This is a genomic window from Anoxybacter fermentans (assembly GCF_003991135.1).
Taxonomy (GTDB): Bacteria; Bacillota; Halanaerobiia; order DY22613; family DY22613; genus Anoxybacter; species Anoxybacter fermentans.
The window spans coordinates 2,262,673-2,282,733 of sequence record NZ_CP016379.1; the positions used below are offsets into that span (position 1 = coordinate 2,262,673).

At 35.1% G+C, this 20,061-nt stretch carries 20 protein-coding genes; 2 read left to right on the plus strand and 18 right to left on the minus strand.

Annotated features, from left to right (window positions below):
• Positions 1–180 precede the first annotated feature (180 nt).
• The 13 genes from BBF96_RS10245 to BBF96_RS10305 all read right to left on the minus strand — a co-directional run bounded on the left by BBF96_RS10245 (position 181) and on the right by BBF96_RS10305 (position 14,273).
• Positions 181–1,146 carry an ABC transporter ATP-binding protein gene (locus BBF96_RS10245; protein ID WP_236777806.1) on the minus strand — a complete coding sequence of 322 codons (966 nt, stop codon included), beginning with the start codon at positions 1,144–1,146 and terminating at the stop codon, positions 181–183.
• Positions 1,130–2,140: an ABC transporter ATP-binding protein gene (locus BBF96_RS10250; RefSeq protein ID WP_127017059.1), complete on the minus strand. Its 1,011-nt coding sequence runs from the start codon at positions 2,138–2,140 to the stop codon at positions 1,130–1,132. The genes BBF96_RS10245 and BBF96_RS10250 overlap by 17 nt, the downstream gene beginning before the upstream one ends.
• Before the next feature lie 16 nt (positions 2,141–2,156).
• Positions 2,157–3,011 carry an ABC transporter permease gene (locus BBF96_RS10255; protein WP_236777807.1) on the minus strand — a complete coding sequence of 285 codons (855 nt, stop codon included), beginning with the start codon at positions 3,009–3,011 and terminating at the stop codon, positions 2,157–2,159.
• Positions 3,012–3,027: 16 nt separating this feature from the next.
• Positions 3,028–3,957, minus strand: a complete 930-nt coding sequence (locus tag BBF96_RS10260; protein ID WP_127017061.1) for an ABC transporter permease — start codon at positions 3,955–3,957, stop codon at positions 3,028–3,030.
• 308 nt (positions 3,958–4,265) lie between these two features.
• The gene (locus BBF96_RS10265) at positions 4,266–5,894 is read right to left on the minus strand and encodes an ABC transporter substrate-binding protein (protein ID WP_127017062.1); all 1,629 of its coding nucleotides are present in this window, start codon (positions 5,892–5,894) and stop codon (positions 4,266–4,268) included.
• Between the two features lie 456 nt (positions 5,895–6,350).
• A complete protein-coding gene (locus BBF96_RS10270) occupies positions 6,351–8,012 on the minus strand; it encodes a carbon starvation CstA family protein (protein ID WP_127017063.1) in 1,662 nt (553 codons plus the stop codon).
• 428 nt (positions 8,013–8,440) lie between these two features.
• Positions 8,441–9,007 carry a lytic transglycosylase domain-containing protein gene (locus BBF96_RS10275; RefSeq protein WP_127017064.1) on the minus strand — a complete coding sequence of 189 codons (567 nt, stop codon included), beginning with the start codon at positions 9,005–9,007 and terminating at the stop codon, positions 8,441–8,443.
• A gap of 158 nt (positions 9,008–9,165) precedes the next feature.
• Positions 9,166–9,552 carry a methylglyoxal synthase gene (gene mgsA / locus BBF96_RS10280; RefSeq protein WP_236777808.1) on the minus strand — a complete coding sequence of 129 codons (387 nt, stop codon included), beginning with the start codon at positions 9,550–9,552 and terminating at the stop codon, positions 9,166–9,168.
• Positions 9,534–10,139: a dephospho-CoA kinase gene (coaE, locus tag BBF96_RS10285; protein WP_127017066.1), complete on the minus strand. Its 606-nt coding sequence runs from the start codon at positions 10,137–10,139 to the stop codon at positions 9,534–9,536. The genes mgsA and coaE overlap by 19 nt, the downstream gene beginning before the upstream one ends.
• Before the next feature lie 20 nt (positions 10,140–10,159).
• The gene (gene ytaF / locus BBF96_RS10290; RefSeq protein WP_127017067.1) at positions 10,160–10,834 is read right to left on the minus strand and encodes a sporulation membrane protein YtaF; all 675 of its coding nucleotides are present in this window, start codon (positions 10,832–10,834) and stop codon (positions 10,160–10,162) included.
• A gap of 76 nt (positions 10,835–10,910) precedes the next feature.
• A complete protein-coding gene (locus BBF96_RS10295; protein WP_127017068.1) occupies positions 10,911–12,803 on the minus strand; it encodes an ABC-F family ATP-binding cassette domain-containing protein in 1,893 nt (630 codons plus the stop codon).
• Positions 12,804–12,832: 29 nt separating this feature from the next.
• Positions 12,833–13,657, minus strand: coding sequence for a bifunctional DNA-formamidopyrimidine glycosylase/DNA-(apurinic or apyrimidinic site) lyase (gene mutM / locus BBF96_RS10300; protein WP_127017069.1), 825 nt, complete (start codon positions 13,655–13,657; stop codon positions 12,833–12,835).
• Between the two features lie 406 nt (positions 13,658–14,063).
• Positions 14,064–14,273 carry a helix-turn-helix domain-containing protein gene (locus tag BBF96_RS10305; protein WP_127017070.1) on the minus strand — a complete coding sequence of 70 codons (210 nt, stop codon included), beginning with the start codon at positions 14,271–14,273 and terminating at the stop codon, positions 14,064–14,066.
• A gap of 354 nt (positions 14,274–14,627) precedes the next feature.
• Here BBF96_RS10305 and BBF96_RS10310 point away from each other — a divergent pair, with 354 nt between their 5' ends.
• Complete coding sequence (locus BBF96_RS10310) at positions 14,628–14,975, plus strand: helix-turn-helix domain-containing protein (RefSeq protein ID WP_127017071.1); 348 nt, start codon at positions 14,628–14,630, stop codon at positions 14,973–14,975.
• A 214-nt stretch (positions 14,976–15,189) separates the two neighbouring features.
• Here the strand turns inward: BBF96_RS10310 and BBF96_RS10315 are convergent, their stop codons facing one another.
• The 4 genes from BBF96_RS10315 to BBF96_RS10325 all read right to left on the minus strand — a co-directional run bounded on the left by BBF96_RS10315 (position 15,190) and on the right by BBF96_RS10325 (position 19,043).
• The gene (locus BBF96_RS10315; RefSeq protein WP_164731008.1) at positions 15,190–16,443 is read right to left on the minus strand and encodes an MFS transporter; all 1,254 of its coding nucleotides are present in this window, start codon (positions 16,441–16,443) and stop codon (positions 15,190–15,192) included.
• A gap of 546 nt (positions 16,444–16,989) precedes the next feature.
• Positions 16,990–17,133 carry a hypothetical protein gene (locus tag BBF96_RS16450; protein WP_164731009.1) on the minus strand — a complete coding sequence of 48 codons (144 nt, stop codon included), beginning with the start codon at positions 17,131–17,133 and terminating at the stop codon, positions 16,990–16,992.
• Positions 17,133–18,107 carry a tetratricopeptide repeat protein gene (locus tag BBF96_RS10320; RefSeq protein WP_127017073.1) on the minus strand — a complete coding sequence of 325 codons (975 nt, stop codon included), beginning with the start codon at positions 18,105–18,107 and terminating at the stop codon, positions 17,133–17,135. The genes BBF96_RS16450 and BBF96_RS10320 overlap by 1 nt, the downstream gene beginning before the upstream one ends.
• A 426-nt stretch (positions 18,108–18,533) precedes the next feature.
• Positions 18,534–19,043 (minus strand): helix-turn-helix domain-containing protein, encoded by a 510-nt coding sequence (locus BBF96_RS10325; protein ID WP_127017074.1) that lies wholly within the window; start codon positions 19,041–19,043, stop codon positions 18,534–18,536.
• Between the two features lie 189 nt (positions 19,044–19,232).
• Between BBF96_RS10325 and BBF96_RS10330 the strand changes: the two genes are divergently transcribed.
• Positions 19,233–19,505 carry a hypothetical protein gene (locus tag BBF96_RS10330; protein ID WP_127017075.1) on the plus strand — a complete coding sequence of 91 codons (273 nt, stop codon included), beginning with the start codon at positions 19,233–19,235 and terminating at the stop codon, positions 19,503–19,505.
• A 262-nt stretch (positions 19,506–19,767) separates the two neighbouring features.
• Here BBF96_RS10330 and BBF96_RS10335 read toward each other — a convergent pair whose 3' ends face one another.
• Positions 19,768–20,031: a hypothetical protein gene (locus tag BBF96_RS10335; protein ID WP_127017076.1), complete on the minus strand. Its 264-nt coding sequence runs from the start codon at positions 20,029–20,031 to the stop codon at positions 19,768–19,770.
• Positions 20,032–20,061 lie beyond the last annotated feature (30 nt).

Consider the following 20,061-nt stretch of genomic DNA (forward strand, 5'->3'; position numbering starts at 1 on the left):
AAAATAAGGCACACTAATCAATAGGTCCTTATGACCATCACATCCTCATATGAGGCTATTCTTTTCAATCTCACTAAAATGGTTAAACGAAAAATTTCTATAACACTCAAAATTAGCTTTTTACAGTGTAATCATATAATATAAAAAAAGGCCCAACTTAACTGTTGGACCTTGAATTTCTCAAACCAAATGACATGCAACAAAGTGTTGATTTCCCTTATCTTTAAATACTGGTTCTTCTTCTTTGCATATATCTTTTGCATAGGGGCATCTGGTATGAAACCGACATCCACCAGGTGGGTTAATTGGACTTGGTACATCTCCCTCTAAAAGAATTCTTTCTCGCTTAATAGTTGGATCCGGGATAGGAATAGCAGATAAAAGGGCCTGGGTGTAGGGATGTTTCGGATTATCATAAAGCTCGTTCGTCTCTGCCAGTTCTACTATTTTACCCAGATACATAACTGCAACTCGATCACTGATGTGTTTAACAACACTCAAATCGTGGGCAATAAAAAGGTAAGTTAGGCCCAATTTTTGTTGCAGATCCTGCATTAAGTTAATCACCTGGGCCTGAATTGATACATCCAGCGCAGATACAGGCTCATCACAAATGATCAGTTTTGGATTTACTGCTAAGGCCCGGGCAATACCAATCCGCTGCCTTTGTCCACCACTAAATTCGTGCGGATAACGGTTAGCATGAGCTCTGGTCAAACCAACCTGTTCTAAAAGTTGTTGAACCCGTTCTTCTTTTTCTTGCTTTGTTTTAGCTAACTTGTGAATCTCAATGGCTTCACCTATAATATTACCTACCGTCATCCGCGGATTCAAAGAAGCATATGGGTCTTGAAAAATAATCTGCATTTTTCTGCGCATTTCACGCATCTGCTTTTTATTAAAAGTTAAAATATTTTTTCCCTCAAATATTACTTCTCCTTCAGTAGGTTCAATTAACCGTAGGATCAGACGACCAGTAGTAGATTTACCACATCCGGATTCACCAACCATTCCCAGAGTCTCCCCATCTTTAATATAAAAACTTACACCATCTACCGCTTTAACAGAACCCACCTGTTTACCAAAAATACCACCCTTAATCGGGAAATGCTTCTTTAGATTTTTTACTTCAAGTAATTTTTTCATCAGCTTCACCTCCCAGGCCCCCTATTTGATCATAAAACCAGCATCTGACAAAATGTCCTGTATCAATTTCTTTAATTTCCGGCTCTTTTTCAAAGCATAGATCTTTAGCATAAGGACAGCGATTATTAAATTTGCAGCCTTTTGGAAGATTTAATGGATTTGGTACAACTCCTTTTATCGGTTCTAGACGCTTCTTCCCACCATTTAATTTGGGTATCGAATTTAAAAGTCCAATAGTATAAGGATGTCTAGGTGAAAGAAAGATACGCTTAACATCAGTGTATTCTACAACTTTACCTGAATACATTACAGCTACCCGATCACAAACCTCAGCAACTACACCCAGATCATGCGTAATAAGCATAATTGCTGTATTAAATTCATCGCGTAACTGTTTCATTAGTTCCAGAATCTGGGCCTGAATAGTTACATCCAGAGCAGTGGTTGGCTCATCTGCAATAAGCAGAGACGGATTACAGGAAAGTGCCATAGCAATCATTACTCTCTGTCTCATTCCACCCGAAAGTTGGTGTGGGTATTCATAAACCCGCTTTTCCGGCGCTGGAATACCTACCTTTCTAAGCATTTCCACTGCCCGTTCCATCGCTTCTTTTTTTGAAACTTTCTGGTGTAGTATCACTGCTTCAGCTATTTGATCACCTACAGTATAAACAGGATTTAAAGAAGTCATGGGTTCCTGGAAAATCATACTGATCTCATTACCTCGAATTTTACGCATCTCTTCTTCAGATTTTTGCACCAGATCTTTTCCTTTAAAGAGAATCTGACCGCCAACAATTTTTCCGGGAGGATTGGGTACCAGACGCATAATGGATATGGAGGTTACACTCTTTCCACATCCTGATTCACCTACAATACCCAGGGTTTCACCTTCATAAATCTCAAAATTTACTCCATCTACTGCTTTAACTACTCCATCATCAACAAAGAAATAAGTTTTTAAATCTTTTACTTCAAGAATTGGCTGTCTCATACTGCTTCCTCCTTTCCTACTGCTTCAACCTTGGGTCTAAAGCATCACGTAACCCATCTCCCAAAAGATTAAGACCCAAAATAGTTATCATAATAGCTAAACCGGGATAAATTGTCAACCATGTTTTGCTGGTCACATAGGTCCGTCCCATAGCTAACATTAGTCCCCAACTAGGTTCGGGAGGTTGTGCACCCAGACCTAAGAAACTCAAACCCGCCTCAGAGAGAATGGCACCTGCCACTCCCAAAGTTGCTGTTACAATTACAGGAGCAAGACAATTAGGAATAATATGCTTTAATATAATTCTTAAATCATTGCCGCCTAATGCGCGAATAGCTTCAATATATTCCTGTTCTTTTAACTGGAGTACCTGTCCTCGAACAATTCTGGCCAATCCAGGCCAACTAACCGCACCTAGAGCAATAAAAACATTATTTAAACCGGGCCCTAAAGTAGCCATAATAGCAATGGCAAAAAGTAAAGATGGGAAAGCAAAAAAGATATTTATCAGATAAGAAATCACATCATCTACTCTGCCACCGTAATAACCAGCTAAAGCCCCCATAATAATCCCAATTACTAAAGAAATAGCCTGAGTGATTATTCCTACCCGTAAAGAGATCCGGGCTCCATAGAGAAGACGACTGAATTGATCACGGCCCAATTGGTCTGTTCCTAAAATATGACCATCTTCCATGGGAGCTTTTAAAGCTCTACTCAAATCCACTTCATATGGGTCATATGGTGCAATAATTGGTGCTAACAGTGCCACAATGATTAAACCTACCGTAATAAAAAGTCCCAAAATAGCCATTTTATTTTTGCGTAAACGTTTCCAGACTTCATTGCCTTGTATAGTATTTTGACTCATGGTTCTCCTCCTCCCTCTACTCATATCGAATCCGTGGATCTAGCCATCCATAGGATAAGTCAACAAGCAGATTAATGACGATAAAGATTACAGCTAAAAATAATACTGTTCCCTGAATCATAGGAAAATCTCTGTATTGTACTGCATCAACTGCTAGACGACCTATTCCAGGCCAGGAGAAGGTAGTTTCTGTCAATACCGTACCACCCAAAAGATAGCCTAATTGAGTACCGATAACAGTAATAACTGGAATTAGAGCATTTCTTAAAGCGTGTTTAAAGATAACCACACGTTCACTCAAACCCTTAGCACGGGCAGTACGGATATAATCCATCCTGACAACTTCCATCAAACTGGAACGGGTCATTCTAGCAATCCGGGCAGCCTGCATTGTACCCAGTGAAATTGCTGGTAAAATTAAATACCTAATAGAACCACCACCATAACCGCCTACCGGTAACCAATTCAATTTAACTGCAAAAACAACAATTAAGAGTAAACCCAAATAGAAAACAGGAATAGAAATCCCCAATAAAGCCAAGCCCATAAAGAGATTATCCCAAATAGAATAGGGTTTTGTCGCTGAGATAATTCCTGCTATAATTCCAATCACAATAGCTACACCCATAGCACTTAATCCAAGGCGGAGGGTTGCAGGAAATCTTTCTGTAATACTATCAATTACAGGTCTTCTAGTCTTAAAAGACCTCCCCAAATCACCTTTAAAGATTTGAGTAATAAATTTTATATATTGAATAGTTAAAGGCTGATCTAAGCCCAACTCATGTCGAATCATTGCAACCGTTTCTTCATCAGCATTTTGCCCCATAATCATTCTGACCGGATCTCCCGGCACAAAAACAAAAGTCAAAAGAAAGGTAATCGTTGCTACACCTATCAAGATTGGAACAGCCATTATCGAACGCCGAATAATATAAGTCATCATTTTTCAAATCCCACCTTTCAATTAAAATAAATACAAAATTTTACGTAACCCGAAAGTCACGCAAAATTTTATTTTAATAATTTATGATTATACTGCAAAAAACTAATTTTGAGTAACATAGAAATTTTTCGATAAACCATCTTAGCAAAATTGAAATCGAAATAAGGCCTCATCACAGAATGTGATGGACTAATCATGGGACAGGACGACCCTTTGATTAGTGTGGCCTTATTTCGACTGAAATCGAGCTTTAGATGTTCGAAAAAGTTCTCCTTAAGCAAAAAACTAGCTTTTCGCAGTTTAACAATTTACTTATTTTCACTTAACCAGACTGTCTTCAATGGCATAACACCTAATGGAGTCACCATATAACCGTGTACAAACGGCTTGCGGAGAATCAGGTTTGTATAATAGTAAATCGGAACCCAGGGTGCATCATTGACAGCAATCTGTTCTGCCTGTTGATAGAGTTTAATTCTCTCTGGCCCAGGTTTCATACCTCTAGCCTTTTCGGTTAAACGGTCAAATTCAGGATTACTGTAAAATGATCCATTTCCTCCAGGGCCAGCATTACTTGAATGAAGCAGAACATAGAGGAAATTATCTGGATCTGGATAGTCTCCAATCCAACCTAAACGGAACATCTGAGTATCTCCATTATCCACTTTAGTAATATAAGCACCCCAGTCCATATTCACTAACTTGACATTAATACCAATTTTCTTCAGGTCAGATTGAACCGCTTCAGCAATCATTTGATGTCCCTTACTGGTATTATAAGCAAGCTCAATCTCACCGGGAATACCATTAGGATATCCAGCTTCAGCTAAAAGTTTTTTAGCTTTTTCAACATTATATTCCAGAGCTTTCAAATCTTTGTTATAACCTGGCATACCTGGTGGTAAAATCCCTTTAGCTGGAATAACAGTACCGTGACGAAGCACTTCTGCGATCAATTCTTTATTTATCGCGTGGTTTATTGCCTGACGAACTTTTTTGTTATTCAATGGTGGTTTTGTAGTGTTCAGACCGATATAATAAACACCAAGCTGGGGTTTTTTGATCAATTCATCTTTAAACTCATCACTATTTAAAACCCTTTCTATCTGTCCATCAGGTATAGTAGTTAGATCATAGATATTACCCTGCTCATACTCAGCAAAAGCTGATGAATCTTCGGGTATAATTCTAAATACGATTTTGTCCAAATATGGACGTCCTTCAAAATAATCTTCAAACGCTTCAAGGGTTACATGGTCATCATGCATCCACTCAACAAATTTAAATGCACCTGTACCCACAGGATGGGAAGTAAAATCTTCACCATACTTTTCTACTTCCTCTTTTGGTACAATAGACGCATTAGTCATCGCCAATACAGATAAAAATGGTGTAAAAGGTTCTTCAAGTGTAATCTGGAAAGTATAATCATCAATCACTTTAAAACCTTCCACTCTGTCAGCTTCACCATTTTGAAATGCTTTTGCTCCTTTAACATTGTCAAATAACCAGGCACGTGGTGATTTGGTTTTTGGATCCAAAAGACGTGTAAATGAATATTCCACATCTTCAGCTTTTACTTCACGACCATTGTGGAATTTGACACCTTTCCGCAAATAAAATTTCCAGACCAAACCATCATCACTAATATCCCAGTCTTTAGCAATGGCGCCAACTACATTTAAATTCTCATCATATTGGACCAGACCATCAAAGATGTTATTAGCTACCTGACTGGAAGTGGTATCTGTGATATATGCCGGATCTAAAGTTGGAGGATCTGCTGCCAGACGTCCTTTAAAGGTACCACCATACTTATCCTGTTTCTGAACCTGGCCAGGTGCTCCTTTTTCCGGCTCTTTTTTACGTCCCACACAACCAGAAAGAACTAAACCGATAATTAATACAAAAACCAACAGCGACATCCACTTCTTCATCTACTTCTCTCCCTTCTCGTATTTTTTAAAAATCTTATATAAAATCACATGGCGCCCCCTACTGAAATCCCACTCCTCTCCACGAATATGGATAATTTTTCTGGAATTTTAATTACAATATTTCTATTTTCCGTAATTTCACTCTCATTATATATGATCGCTTTTTTATTGTCAAAGGAAACTTATAGTAAGATTAAACTGCAAAAAACTAATTTTGAGCGATATTAAAATTTTTCGTTAAACCATCTTAGTGAGATTTAAGGAGAAATAAAGTCTCATCACAGAATGTGATGAACTAATTCTAATTCGAAAAATTTCTTTATGAAGCGAAAAATTTGCTTTTTGCAGTTTAACCAATAAGGTTTTCTCTTAAAAATGAAAAAAGGTCGAGCAAGCTCTGATTTACTACCAGGCTTTCTCGACCTTTGATGAAATAATCAAAAAGAGATTTTAATATTAAGCTGGAATATTGGATTCTACATCTATTTCTTTCGTCAGAATCTTTCTAGCTTCACCAGCAACTATAACTGCCAGAATTATTAACAATATCGAAGTAAAGCCAAGAATAAAGTTAGGTTTATCACTAAATAGGAAATTATATCCCTGATATACCAGGGCACCTAAAGTTGTAATGATCATAAATATAGCAGGATATAGAGTATATTTAGTCGGCCTTTTAACACCTACAAGATAGGCTGTAATTACTAACAATGCAAGAGCAGCTACTAACTGGTTAGATGCACCAAACATTGGCCAGATAATATTATAAGTTCCGGTATAACCCAGATAGAAAGCAGGAATAGTAATGAAAAGTGAACCTGCTAATCTATTCTTCAAAATAGGAATAGTTGGTCCTAAAAGCTCTGAAGTTATAAATCTACCAAGTCGTATAGTTGTATCCAGTGTTGTCATAACAAAAGTCTTTAACATTGTAATACCAAAAATCATACCAAATGTCCCTAATAAAGGCTCAACAAGACGGCCATATCCTACACCAAAGGCTTTGATTGGTCCACCAGATGCCAGTATATCAAAAAAGGAGAAATTCTCCATACCAGCAGGCGCCTTCCAGAAGAGACCGGCACTAACTGTTAATAAAGCAAGAATTGCCAGAACACCTTCAACCAGCATTGCTCCATAGCCCACCAAACGACCGTCAGATTCTTTTGCCAACTGTTTGGAGGTTGTTCCACCACCAACCAGAGAATGGAATCCGGAAATAGCACCACAGGCTACCATTATAAACAACATAGGCCACATAGGTCCTTTTGCTGAATTAAATCCAACAAATACTGGAGCATTAATTGTTGGATGGGTAATAAAGGTTCCTATCAATCCTACAACCATACCGATAATGAGAACCCAGTTAGAGATATAATCTCTGGGCTGTAATAACAACCAGACCGGCATAACTGATGCAATTAATCCATAACCCATGAGTAAAATGAACCAGATTGCAAAATTCACCTTATCAGAGAATGGCAGGGAAACTGGAACCATGTATCCTAACCAGATTAAGAAGAACAATAGACCTAGAGCAATAATTGTTCCAAGAGTAGTTGAAAAATTAGACCGATATACAAGGAAACCAAAAAGCATGGCTACTGGTATAATCCCAAAAGTTGGAATAACAACTTCTGGAGTAGAGTTTAATGTTTTAGCTGCTACAAAACCAAAAACAGCTACAATGAGTATAAGAGTAATCAGAACAAAAATCGAGAACAGATTTCTTGCTCTGCGACCGATTACCTGTTGAGCAATTTCAGGAATGGAATTTCCTTTATACTTTACAGAAATCATAAGAGAGAGATAATCATGAACTGCTCCAATAAATACAGAACCTAAAAGAATCCAGAGAATAGATCCTCCCCATCCAAATGCTGCTACTGCTGCGATTGGCCCCAATATTGGTCCTGCACCTGCAATAGATGAGAAATGATGTCCAAATAAAATCATTGGTTTGGCAGGATAAAAGTCAACTCCATCATTTAACTCCATTGCAGGAGTTGGTCTGCTATCATCAGGAAGAACCAATTTGTTTTCCAGCTTTTTACCATACCATTTATAAGCTATAGCAAACCAGACGACAGAGAAAATAATTATTAAAGCAGAATTCATAATTTAATTAAACCCCCCTTTTTTTAAGTTTCTTTGTCCGACCAGATTTCAGGTAAAAATTTTAGAAAGTTAAATGATTAAACTGCAAAAAGCTAATTTTGAGCATCATAGAAATTTTTCATTTACGGCTGAAATCGAACTTTAGATGGTTCGAAAAATTTCTTTTGAAGCGAAAAATTAGCTTTTTGCAGTAAAATCGTTAAATATATTTTTTAAAATCCCTCCTTTTTATCAATTTTATTATAAGTCAGAATCTTTTGTCAATCAAAAAGAAAACCCCTACACTTTTGCTGTTTTAATTATACCCTTAATAAAATAAAAAGGAAATAATTATAAACTAAACAGCAAAAAATGAGGGGTAAATTGCAAATATGTCTTCTGAATTGCAAAACAATTTAGCAAATTGTCATAAAAAATAATTATTTGACTTATTCCCTTTCATATAACTGTAAATATCTTTGATAAAGATTTAGAACACTGCTGACAAATTTTTTTGTCTCAGGAAAGGGAATCTGATCAATTTGGTGAACCTTTCCTGACCATTCATTATTTTTTAACCACTTTTTTACATTACCGCGACCAGCATTATATGCAGCCAATATTAAAATCAAATTACCCTCAAATTCCTCCGATAAATTTGCAAGATACCAATTACCAAAGTAAATATTTATTTCAGGTTTGTAGAGGTCTTCTAACTTAAAATTCTCAATTCGAAGGTTTTTAGCAATCCACCTGGCTGTATCAGGCATAATTTGCATCAAACCCATTGCTCCTTTAGAAGAAATAGCTTTAGGATTAAATCTACTCTCCCTATAAATAATTGCTGTTACCAAATATGGGTCATTATCGAAAAAATCGGCATATTTAAAAACCAGGTCTTCATATTTAAGTGGATATAACATTTTCCAAATTAAGTCCAGATTTAAATAAATAATAATAGCCACAAGTACTATAAAAGTCATAAAAATCAGAAGGGTGATCTGCCCTTTACCCATTCCTCCCACTCCCTTATTTAGCTCTCTTATAAATCAGTATATTATTTCATTTTATATTTGATTCCTGATAGATCGAATTATTTCCTCAATAAATGAGAGCCAAACTCATGGGAGAAAGGGAGTATTGATAAGAAATAGTTCTTCTTTACTTTGCAGCATCACTCTAATTCCTCCAAATGCGCTTTGATAGCCTGGATTATAATTTCTCCTGTTGCCAGATTGGTAGCTAGAGGAACATTATGAACATCACATACTCTGAGCAGAGCAGAGACATCAGGCTCATGAGGTTGAGCAGTCAGTGGATCACGCAAAAAAATAACCGCATCTAACTGTTCTGTAGCAACCATTGCACCAATCTGCTGATCACCACCAATTGGCCCTGATTGAAGTCGGGTAATCGCTAATCCTACTTCCTCCATCAACAACCGTCCGGTAGTACCAGTAGCCCATAATTGACATTTGGATAAAACTTCTTTATGGCGCCTGGCAAAATTAATCATATCACTTTTTTTCTTATCATGAGCGATTAAAGCAATTCTTTGCACTTGATATCCCTCCATAATTGTTGTAAATGTTCTTTTAAATCTTCTAAATCTCCTGTGTTGTAAATAATATGATCTGCTAAAGTCTTTTTTATATCCAGAGGCATCTGGGCTTTAAGCCTCATTAGAGCTTCTTCTCGATTCAGACCATTTCTAGCCATTAAACGTTTTATCTGGGTCTCTTGATCCACATAAACAAGCCAGATCTGGTCAAACTTATTCTCAAGTCCTGCCTCAAAAAGAAGTGGTACCTCAACCACTACCACCCGCTTTCCTGCTTCTTTTAATTTTTGAATTCTTTCCTCCATTTTTTCAAGAATCAGCGGATGGGTAATAGATTCAAGCTTTTTTCTTAATGCTGGATCATTAAAGACAATCTCACCCAATGCTTTACGATCAATTTCTTTTTCTGAGTTAAGGATTGTTTGTCCAAAAGTCGCTAAGACCTCCCGGTAACCGGGAGTTCCTTTATCCAATATTTCACGACTGATTAAATCAAGATTAATCACCGCTAACCCCATTTCAGCCAAAAATTTTGCCACTGTACTTTTTCCGCTGGCTATTCCACCAGTTAAACCAATACGGTACATTGTTGCACCTCCTAGACTAACTAAAACAATTTCATTACACCCAGTAAAATTAAAATAACCCCCGATAGATATACTAACCGGTTATTAAATAAATTGCTAAAACGGGCACCAAAAAAATTTCCCGAATATAAGAAGACAAATTTGGTCAAACCCACACAAAGGGGTATTAAAATAGGATTAAAACCTGTTAAGGCTGCCCCAAATCCAGCACCCAAAGCATCTAAAGCCAGGGCCAGCCCCAGAAAAATTGCTTCATAATTGCTGATAGAACCTGACGCATCAAAATCAGCTTCTGTAGGTTCACGCAAAATATTAATAATAATTCCTAAAGGTTTAATCTTCCAGGTAAACAATTGATGGGGTTCCTCATCTTTTGTTTCATCTACATACATTATCGAATAACCCTCATTAACTTCTTTTTGCACCAGAAGGGATTTATAGGTCTCATAAATAACCATCACCCCTACACCAATTAGAATGACTGCTCCAATCATTTCAGCCAACCCTGGAGAGATAAAATCCAATATACTACACCCAATTACCATAGCAACCATGATTATCAAACTGGATGTGGCACTGATGATCAAAAGTGGTATGAAAGAGACCTTAATTTTGCGGAACCCATATGTAATTCCAACAAAAAATCCGTCAAGACTTATTGCGATTGCAAGAAAGACTATGTACAACAGATCCATACCTTCTCCCCCTTCAAATCAATTCACAATTCATCATATTCTAAAGGAGAAAGTATGGTGCCTGTCTTTAAGACAATTATAAGACAAGGGATTCCCACTCTTCATAAAGCTTTTCTAACTTACTGCAAATCTGTTGATATTCCTCATTTATCTTTAAAAACTCTTCCTCCGATCGTTTATAAAGAGCTGGGTTAGCCAATTCTTCAGCTAAAATCTCTTTAGCCTCTTCTAATTGATAAATCTCTTTTTCCACTTCTTTAAGTCGACGCTTTAAACTCTGTTCCTCATTCCGTTTTCTCTGACGCCTCAAATAATCCTCTTTTGTTTCTGAATTTTTATTCACTTCAACTATTTTAATCTGTTCTGTTTTTTTACACTTATAATCTGAATAACTACCCAGATATTCTTTAAATCGCCCATTCTCCAACTCCCAGATCTTGTTGGTAATCCGCTCCATAAAAAAACGATCATGGGAAACCATAAGAATGGTTCCAGGAAAATTAACCAATGCTTCCTCCAAAACTTCCATTGAGGTAATATCCAGATGATTGGTAGGCTCATCGAGAATTAATAGATTCCCCTTCTTTAAAGAAAGTTCAGCTAAAATCAGTCGACTCCTCTCTCCACCACTTAAATCACCTATCTTTTTATAAACATCATCCTCAGTGAATAAAAACCTTGCTAGAAGACTTCGGGCCTCCTTTTCCGGAAGGCGATATTTGTATCTGATAAAATCAATAATTGTACTCTCATAATCGAGATTTTCATGTTCCTGAGAAAAGTAAGAGATCTCAACTCCTGTTCCCTGGATAACCTGGCCGGAATCAGGTTCAATCTGGCCCAAAATTATTTTTAAAAAGGTAGTCTTACCTGTCCCATTAGGACCAACAATTCCGACTTTATCACCTCTATATAAATTTAGATTTACATTCTTGAACAAAGTTAATCCAGAATAGCTTTTACTTAAATTCTCAATTTTTAGTACTTCTTTTCCACTCCGGCGATTAAAAGTAAAATAAATTTTAGGTATATTCGGTTCCATAGGTGGACGTTTGATCCGTTCCATCCGGGCCAGCTGTTTGCGCCGCCCCCGTGCTTGCTTTGAGTTAACACCGGCAATATTCCGCCTAATATACTCTTCCATAGCAGCAATCTTTTCCTGCTGTTTTTGATATTCTCGCTGCCATTCCAAAAGACGGCGTTTACGCTCTTTTAAATAAAAACTGTAATTGCCCGGATAATGCTCCAGTTCACCATCTCTAAGATCCAAAATCCGGGTAACAATTTGATCCAAAAAATACCGGTCATGTGAGATGATAATCATAGCTCCTGGATAATCCTTCAAAAAGCCTTCCAGCCATTCCCGGGCACTTAAATCCAGATGGTTAGTAGGCTCATCTAATAATAGCAAATCCGGACTGGTCAATAGAAGCCTGGCCAATCCGGCCCTGGTCTTTTGTCCACCGCTTAACTGGCTTATCTTTAATTGATAGTCTCTCTCTTCAAACCCCAATCCTTTCAATACACCTTTAACCCGGCTTTCAACAGAGTAACCATCCAGTTCCTCATAACGCTGCATAAGGAGTGAATATTCATCCATCACCTTAGAATAGAGTTTTAAATCTTCCTGTACTTCTTTTTTTCCCATCTCTACTTCCAATTCCCTGAGCCGGTCGTTGATAGAAAAAACTTCTGAAAATACCTCCAACATGGCAGAAAAAAGACTAACATCAGACTCCCATTCAAAATCCTGCGGAAGATAGCCAATGGTGGCTTTACTACTTTTAATCAGCTCACCCTGATCCAACTCTTCTATACCCATAAGAATTTTAAAGAGGGTACTCTTTCCTGCGCCATTAGGTCCAATCAAACCAACCCGTTCTTTTGGCTGAATCTGAAAACTCACATCGACTAAAATTTCCTGATTAATAAATGACTTATAGGCATTACGTAACTCCAATAACGCCATCTTTTATCCCTTCCTTTTTCTTAAAGTGCTCATTTTGGCGGCTGGCAATTGGGGCAATAGTGACTACTCCGTCCCCCTACTTTAATTCTTAAAATCTCCGTACCACAGGTATAACACTTCTCTCCTTCCCGACCATAGACCTTTAAATAGTTCTGATTTTTACCAGCCTGACCGAAAGCATCCACATAATCTCTTTTTGTAGTTCCTCTATTCTCTATTCCAATATTTAATACCTGCTGGATAGCAGAAAAGAGTAGTTCTTTCTCTTCTTCACTTAAAGTATCAACAGTCCGTTCGGGATGAATCTTACTTAAAAATAGGGCCTCATCAGCATAAATATTTCCCACACCAGCAATAAACTCCTGATTTAAAAGGAGTGATTTAATCTTTCCTTTTCTATTTTTAAGCCCGGCTTTAAACTCATCCATAGTCATCTTAAGGGGTTCAGGACCTAATGTAGCAAATCCCCCTGCTTTCTCCAACTGATTCTCCGGAATCAAAAACATCCGACCAAATTTACGAACTTCTATAAAACGCAGTTCATGATTATCATTTAATGAAATGATTACATGTGTGTGTTTTTCTACCTTTGTTTCTTGGGGAACATAAATCAGCCGTCCTGACATTTTGAGATGAGTTATAAGTAATTCTCCCCCCGTAACCTCCATTACGATATATTTTCCTCTCCGCCTTATTTCTTCTATCTTTTTACCAACCAATTTATTAGCAAAAGTTTCGGCAGCCGGATAGCCAATGATAGGAGCATATCTTACATCTACACCAACGACTTTTTTGCCGGTAATCATTGGGCGAAGAGAACGGACGATAGTTTCCACTTCCGGTAATTCTGGCATTTTAACTCCTCCATCTCAACTTTGTTCATACTACTAGTTTATCATATCAAAGAGAGAATTAAAATATGATTAAACTGCAAAAAGCTAATTTTGAACGACATAGAAATTTTTCGCCAAATCATCTTAGCGAAATTTCCGACGAAATAAGGCCTCATTGATTAGGAAGCCTTATTTCGGCAGAAATCGAGCTTTAGATTCTCAAGAAGCGAAAAATTAGCTTTTTACAGTTTAACCAAATATATTTTGGGTAAAGAGGATTAGATCACAAACAAGATTATTTATTCTTGAAGGTTCATCAGAATTAGAATCAAACAAAAAAGAATGATCAGGTTTTATAAAAGGTGGGGTTTGAATTTCAATAAAACCTGATCACTCATTATATTAAAAAAATCTTAAAGATCTATTCTTAATCTAAAAGAATAAATTTCCTGAAGTCTAAATTTTCCTGTTCACAAAACTTCAACAATCCTGCTATAAATTTATTTCCAATACCCCGTTGGCCCCGCATTACTCTATAAACATAAGAATAATCTAAATTCAATTTTCTGGCAAATAGAACTTCATTCCAACCACGTTCCTCTAAAAAACTTTTTATTTTTTCCAAATTCAACCTCATTACCGCCCCTCCCTTAATGTTATGTCAATTCATAATATTTGACAAATACTACTGCAAAAAGCTAATTTTTCGCTTCAAAAGAAATTTTTCGAACTATCTAAAGTTTAGTTTTAGTCGTAAACGAAAAATTTCTATGACGCTCAAAATTAGCTTTTTGCAGTTTAATCTTAAATGTAAAATATAGGTAACACTAGAAATACATAAAAAATTTCAAAAATAGGCTCAATTTCATTATATATTAAAAATGACATTTTGTCAATATAATTAATTTTTTGTTTTTTCGTCATTGAATTGTTTGTTTTTATTGACTATTTATTCCATATATATTATAATCAAAGAAAAGGAGGTATAAATATGTCAAAACAAACAAAAAAAATATTTAATAAGATAGAATTTTTAAAAGAAAAAAGCGGCCATTCTGACCGCGACATTGCACATGCTCTTGGAATTACACCTTCTGGTTACTCCCGAATTAAAAACCAACAACGTAGATTGACTGTAGATCAACTTGAAAAAATTGCTTCATTTTTTAATGTACCATTCTTTTATTTATTTTTTACTGAAGACGATTTAAAAAAACTTTCCTTTGGCAAAACTCTGGATGGACGTATTGAATTAATCAAACTTTTGTTAGAAGAATTAGGACTTGACCAATCCAGGATTGAAAGTATATTAGATTACATAGTGCAAAGTGAATCTTAAATGGAGTTTGTACTCCTTTACTTATCAAATTATATATCAAAACGAAAAAAAGTTCTCCTCAAAGTATTACCTCTTTTAGCGCACGTTGAACATCAACTCATGGCAACTTAAAATATTCTTCAATAGATAGAATCCACCTGGTAAAGCCATTGTTAATGTTTTTTAATGGCCTGGTTTTTTATATCCTTTTTTAGGGGCAGAAAAAATTTTTACTTTACTGAACTGTGACATCTTTATATACCTTATTTTCCATCCTAATAGTTGGATGCCATATGAAAACAAACCCACATAGTACTGCACATAAAGCAGATATTACAATCATTTTTCCTGCCCCAAATAATCCTACCAGAAAACCAGCAACCACTAAGCCGGATGATTCTCCAACAACAGAAGCAGATCCACATATTGAAAATACCCGTCCCTGTAGTTTTTCAGGTACACTAGTCTGTAAAAACGTAGAATACAGAATATCAACAGGTGATAATATTAACCCTGCTAATACAACAAATACAGCCATTTGTAAAATATTTGATGACAATCCAACTCCGATATAAAGCAAACCATGAATCATAATTATACCCACCAGAACTTTTCCCAAATTCACTTTCCATTCAACTGCACCTATAATGAAAGACCCTATTAATAATGCTCCTGAACTTAATGACATAATTAATCCTAAATTCTTAGCTCCTAACAGCAACTCCTGTTTAATAAATACAGGAAAACCTACAGCAAGAGTTCCCCAGAGAGTAAAGTTCCAGATAAAAAATATAAAAATTATTATTAGAAGAGCCTTATTTTTATAAATATATGCTAAACCTTCCCTGTTATTTTTCCATATATTCATAATATTATCTTTTTTCTCAATATCCGGAACAAATCTTTTGCTATTCACCATTATTAAATAAAAAATAAAAGCAATTAACAAAAAAGTTGCAGAATCAACAAACATTAGATTTGCTGAACCTATAATATCGATCAAAATTCCAGCGACAGCTGGTGCAATTAAACGGGCAATTCTATATTGAATTGATTTTAAGGAATTCGCCGTCACTAAATTTTCAGAAGATATTAAATGTGGAATCATAATATTATTTCCTGCCCTACTGATTGCTGATAATCCAGAAGAGAGTGCAATTAATAACATTAATATCCATAAGTTAAGTATATTTAACTTATATGTGATGGGAATAGCGCTTATAAACAATGCCCTTAATAAAGATTCTACTATTATTACTTTTTCTACCCGGTATTGATCAAGATAATATCCTGCAATTGGTGCCATAAAAACTGGTGGTAACTCATAGGCTAAGAGTGTCAACCCCAAAGAAAAGGCAGATCCATTTATTTCAAGAATAAGCCATGTTAAACTTAAATATGTAAAAATATCTCCAAAATTAGATATTAAAAGTCCTAGCCAAAATAATGCAAAATTCTTTTCTTTTAATACACTAAAATATTTTTTCAAGATTGCCACCTCCTCCTGGTGACCATTTTTATATGTGTAAATAACTTTCGTAAGATCTCATAAAATGGTTAAACTGCAAAAAACTAATTTTTCGCTTCTTGAGAAATTTTTCAAATCATCTAAAGCTCCATTTCCGCCGAAATAAGGCTTTCTAATCAAAGGGCTCTCCTGGCCCTTGATTAGCTCATCACCTCCTGTAATGAGGCCTTATTTCGTCGGAAATCTCGCTAAGATGATTTGACAAAAAATTTCTATGTCGTTCAAAATTAGCTTTTTGCAGTATAATCATAAAACAAAAAAAGAATCCTTCTTTTTTATGAATTCCTTCGCATTTTAGCAGGTAATATAAATTTAAATCCCCATCCATTGAAAAAAATTAATCAAAAAAAAAACACTAAGACTACAACAATTTTTATCTTTTGTTCTCCTTCAATGCCTGACCCTAATTATACTTTCCAAAATAGCTTCTCTTTCCAGTTAAATAATAAGAATTTAGCTGGGATTAATTGTTAAAATCAGCATAATAATTTTAAAGTTTATTTAATTTTAATCCTCATCAGCAATGGGTAATGGGCCGTTAGTCGTAACTATGCTATAATCACTCATTAACTGTAAATCATTAGCTAAAACAGTAAAAGATATGGAAAAAGTCAAAAACAAAATCAAAAACAAGCCAATAATCTTCTTCATTATATAACCTCCTTTTCAAAATCTAATTTTAAATGAATCTCTTCACCTAAGCTATTCAAAACCTTATTTTTAAAATTCTCCTTCATAAGTTTTATTGATTCCCGATTAATCTTAGCCTGTAACCTCAAAATATTGTCAAAACATTCATAAATCTCTAATGGGGCCTGAACAGAAATAAAATGATCTAATGCAACTTGATAATAATCTATAGCTCTTAGGTAATCTTCATTATATTCGGACAACTCAGCTAAAATAACATAGGACTGTGCTTTTTCAAAATAATTTTTAGTTCTATCTGCAATAAGTTCTGCTTTATCAATAAATTCATATGCTTTTTCGGTCTCTCCTAACTGAACATAAACTGACGCAAGATTATTGAACAATCTGGGATGGTCTTTAACATATTTTAGTGCTTCATTAAATACATCTAAAGACTCTTTAAAATTTTTCTGATACCAATAAACTGTTCCTAAATTTATTAAAACTTTCCCCCTTAGATCATTATCATCAAATAAATTAAACTGAGTTATAAGGCTATTACATTTTTCAATAGCCTTCTTTAAAAATTCAGAATCTGATTTCTGTTTAAACAAATAAACATAAACCCATGCAAGATTATTTATAGCTCCAATTTTTATGCGGGGATATTCATCTAACTTCGATAATCTTTCAAATATTTGTACAGCATCTTCTAATGCCCCCAATTTACCTAAAATAATACCTTTAATTTTTATTAAGTTATATTTTTTTTCCGGTTCTTGAACTACAATTGCTTCTTCTATCTCCTCATAAGCCCCTTTATAATCACCCAATTTATATAATCCAATTGCATATTGATAAAGAACTTCTGGTCTATATTCTGTATAAGATTTTGTCAAATGTTTTGCTATAACTATATTTTCTATAAATCTTTTAAAATCTTTTTCTTCTAAACTCTGTTTAGCTTTTTCCAAATAGGGTTCAATATTTTCCATGCCAACACCCCCAGATATTCTTTCTATCCCCTATTTTTGTATAAGTTACATCATTATTATATCATCAGATTTGTCATTCTGCAAGAATAAAATTCATTATTTTACTATTTTTAATCTATATTGTTTGAAATGTCTCAGACATTCATAATTTTATTGATTTAAACAAAATTAATTATCTCAAGACAAGGATAATCAACTTTAATGGTTAAACTGCAAAAAGTTAATTTTTCACTTCTTGAGAAATTTCTCGAATCATCTAAAGCTCGATTTCCGCCGAAATAAGGCTTCCTGACTCAAAGGAGCCTCCTGGTCCTTGATTAGCTCATCACCTCCTGTGATGAGGCCTTATTTCGTCGGAAATCTCGTGAAGATTTGGCGAAAAATTTCTATGCCGTTTATAATCCTTTAATAAGTTATGATTTAAGTTCAATTTTGCTCTATATACTCCAGAATAACTGCAATCCTGGATTCATCAAGTTCCAACTCCTCTAATAAAAGCTTAATTAATTCAACTCGTCCATCTATTGTATTATGCCCGGTTAATTTAATACCTAATGTAGAAATAATTCTCCTGACCTCCTCTTTGGTAGGAGTTGCCCCCTGGGAAAGTTCTATAACCCTCAAAACATTTAATCCTATATGTTTAGCCAGCTCTTCATAAGTCCAATTTTTCTCTTTTAGATATGTTTTCAAATTCCCAGCAAAGGAGAGACTTTCCAGATCGCCTTCAGTGAAAAACAAATAAAAGAACGGCACTTTAAAAAAATCTGCAAGCTTTTCAAGATGTTCTATAGTTAATCTTCGCTGATTATTTTTGATACGGGAATAACCGGATGGAGATATTTGTAATGCCTTTGCTATATCACGGTCAGAATACCCGGCTCTCCTTTTTAAAAATTCTATCTTTTTTAATATCTTTTCTGTCTGTTTTGGCATATTTTAACCCTCCTTCATATTAATTATAATATATTTGGTATAAATAGTCAATATAAACAAACATTTTCAGTGACAAAAAGTTAAAAATATCATAATGTTGACAATTTGGCATTTTCGAGATATAATGAAAATGATCCTAAATTGTGAATTATTTGGTTTTCAAATTCACTTCAAAGGAGGAAATTATAAATGAGTAAATATTACTTAATGATGTCAAATGGGGCCATAAAAACTATTAATCATTTTCTTTCAATCAATGAAGACGAACATAACTTATTAATCAATACAGAATTTGATCAATTCAGTGTTTGCAAAAAAGATGTGGTGATTCATGGCGATGAGAAGTATTGGACAAAAGTTTTAGAATTACTCAAATGTCTTGACAAAATCATTCAAAAAAGAGTAAATAAAATTACAACTAAAGCAACTTTTTTAGGTTTTTTTCTTGGACGCTTAAGTTAGTTTCTGCAAAAAGCTAACTTTTCGCTTCATAAAGAAACTTTTCGAACCATCTAAAGTTCGATTTCAGTCAAAATAAGGCACACTAATCAATGGATCCTCCTGACCCTTGATTAGCTCATCACATCCTGTGATGAGGACTTATTTCGACTGAAATCTCACTAAGATGGTTTAACGAAAAATTTCTATGGCACTCAAAATTAGCTTTTTGTAATTTAATCATATAATAAAAAAAAGAAGGTACTGACTTTCAGCACCTCTGGTATCATATTAAACTTTCTCCATCAGGAAAAAACTCAGCAATCTTCTGTCCTAAATTCATAACTTCTTCTTCATAGGAGTCAAAAAAATCGGCCCGTGTTACGGAAATGGTACCACACCGGCTACATTTTACATCATAATTATCAAAATCTACATCCAATACCTGATGTAAAGTATCTGCATCACAGATAGGACAATAGTACAACCCATAATTCAAACCATCTTCATTGTTATAAGCAGGTTGATATTCCACTCCCCAAAAGTCCATCAACGTCTCCCCTTTATTTATGATTCTAGT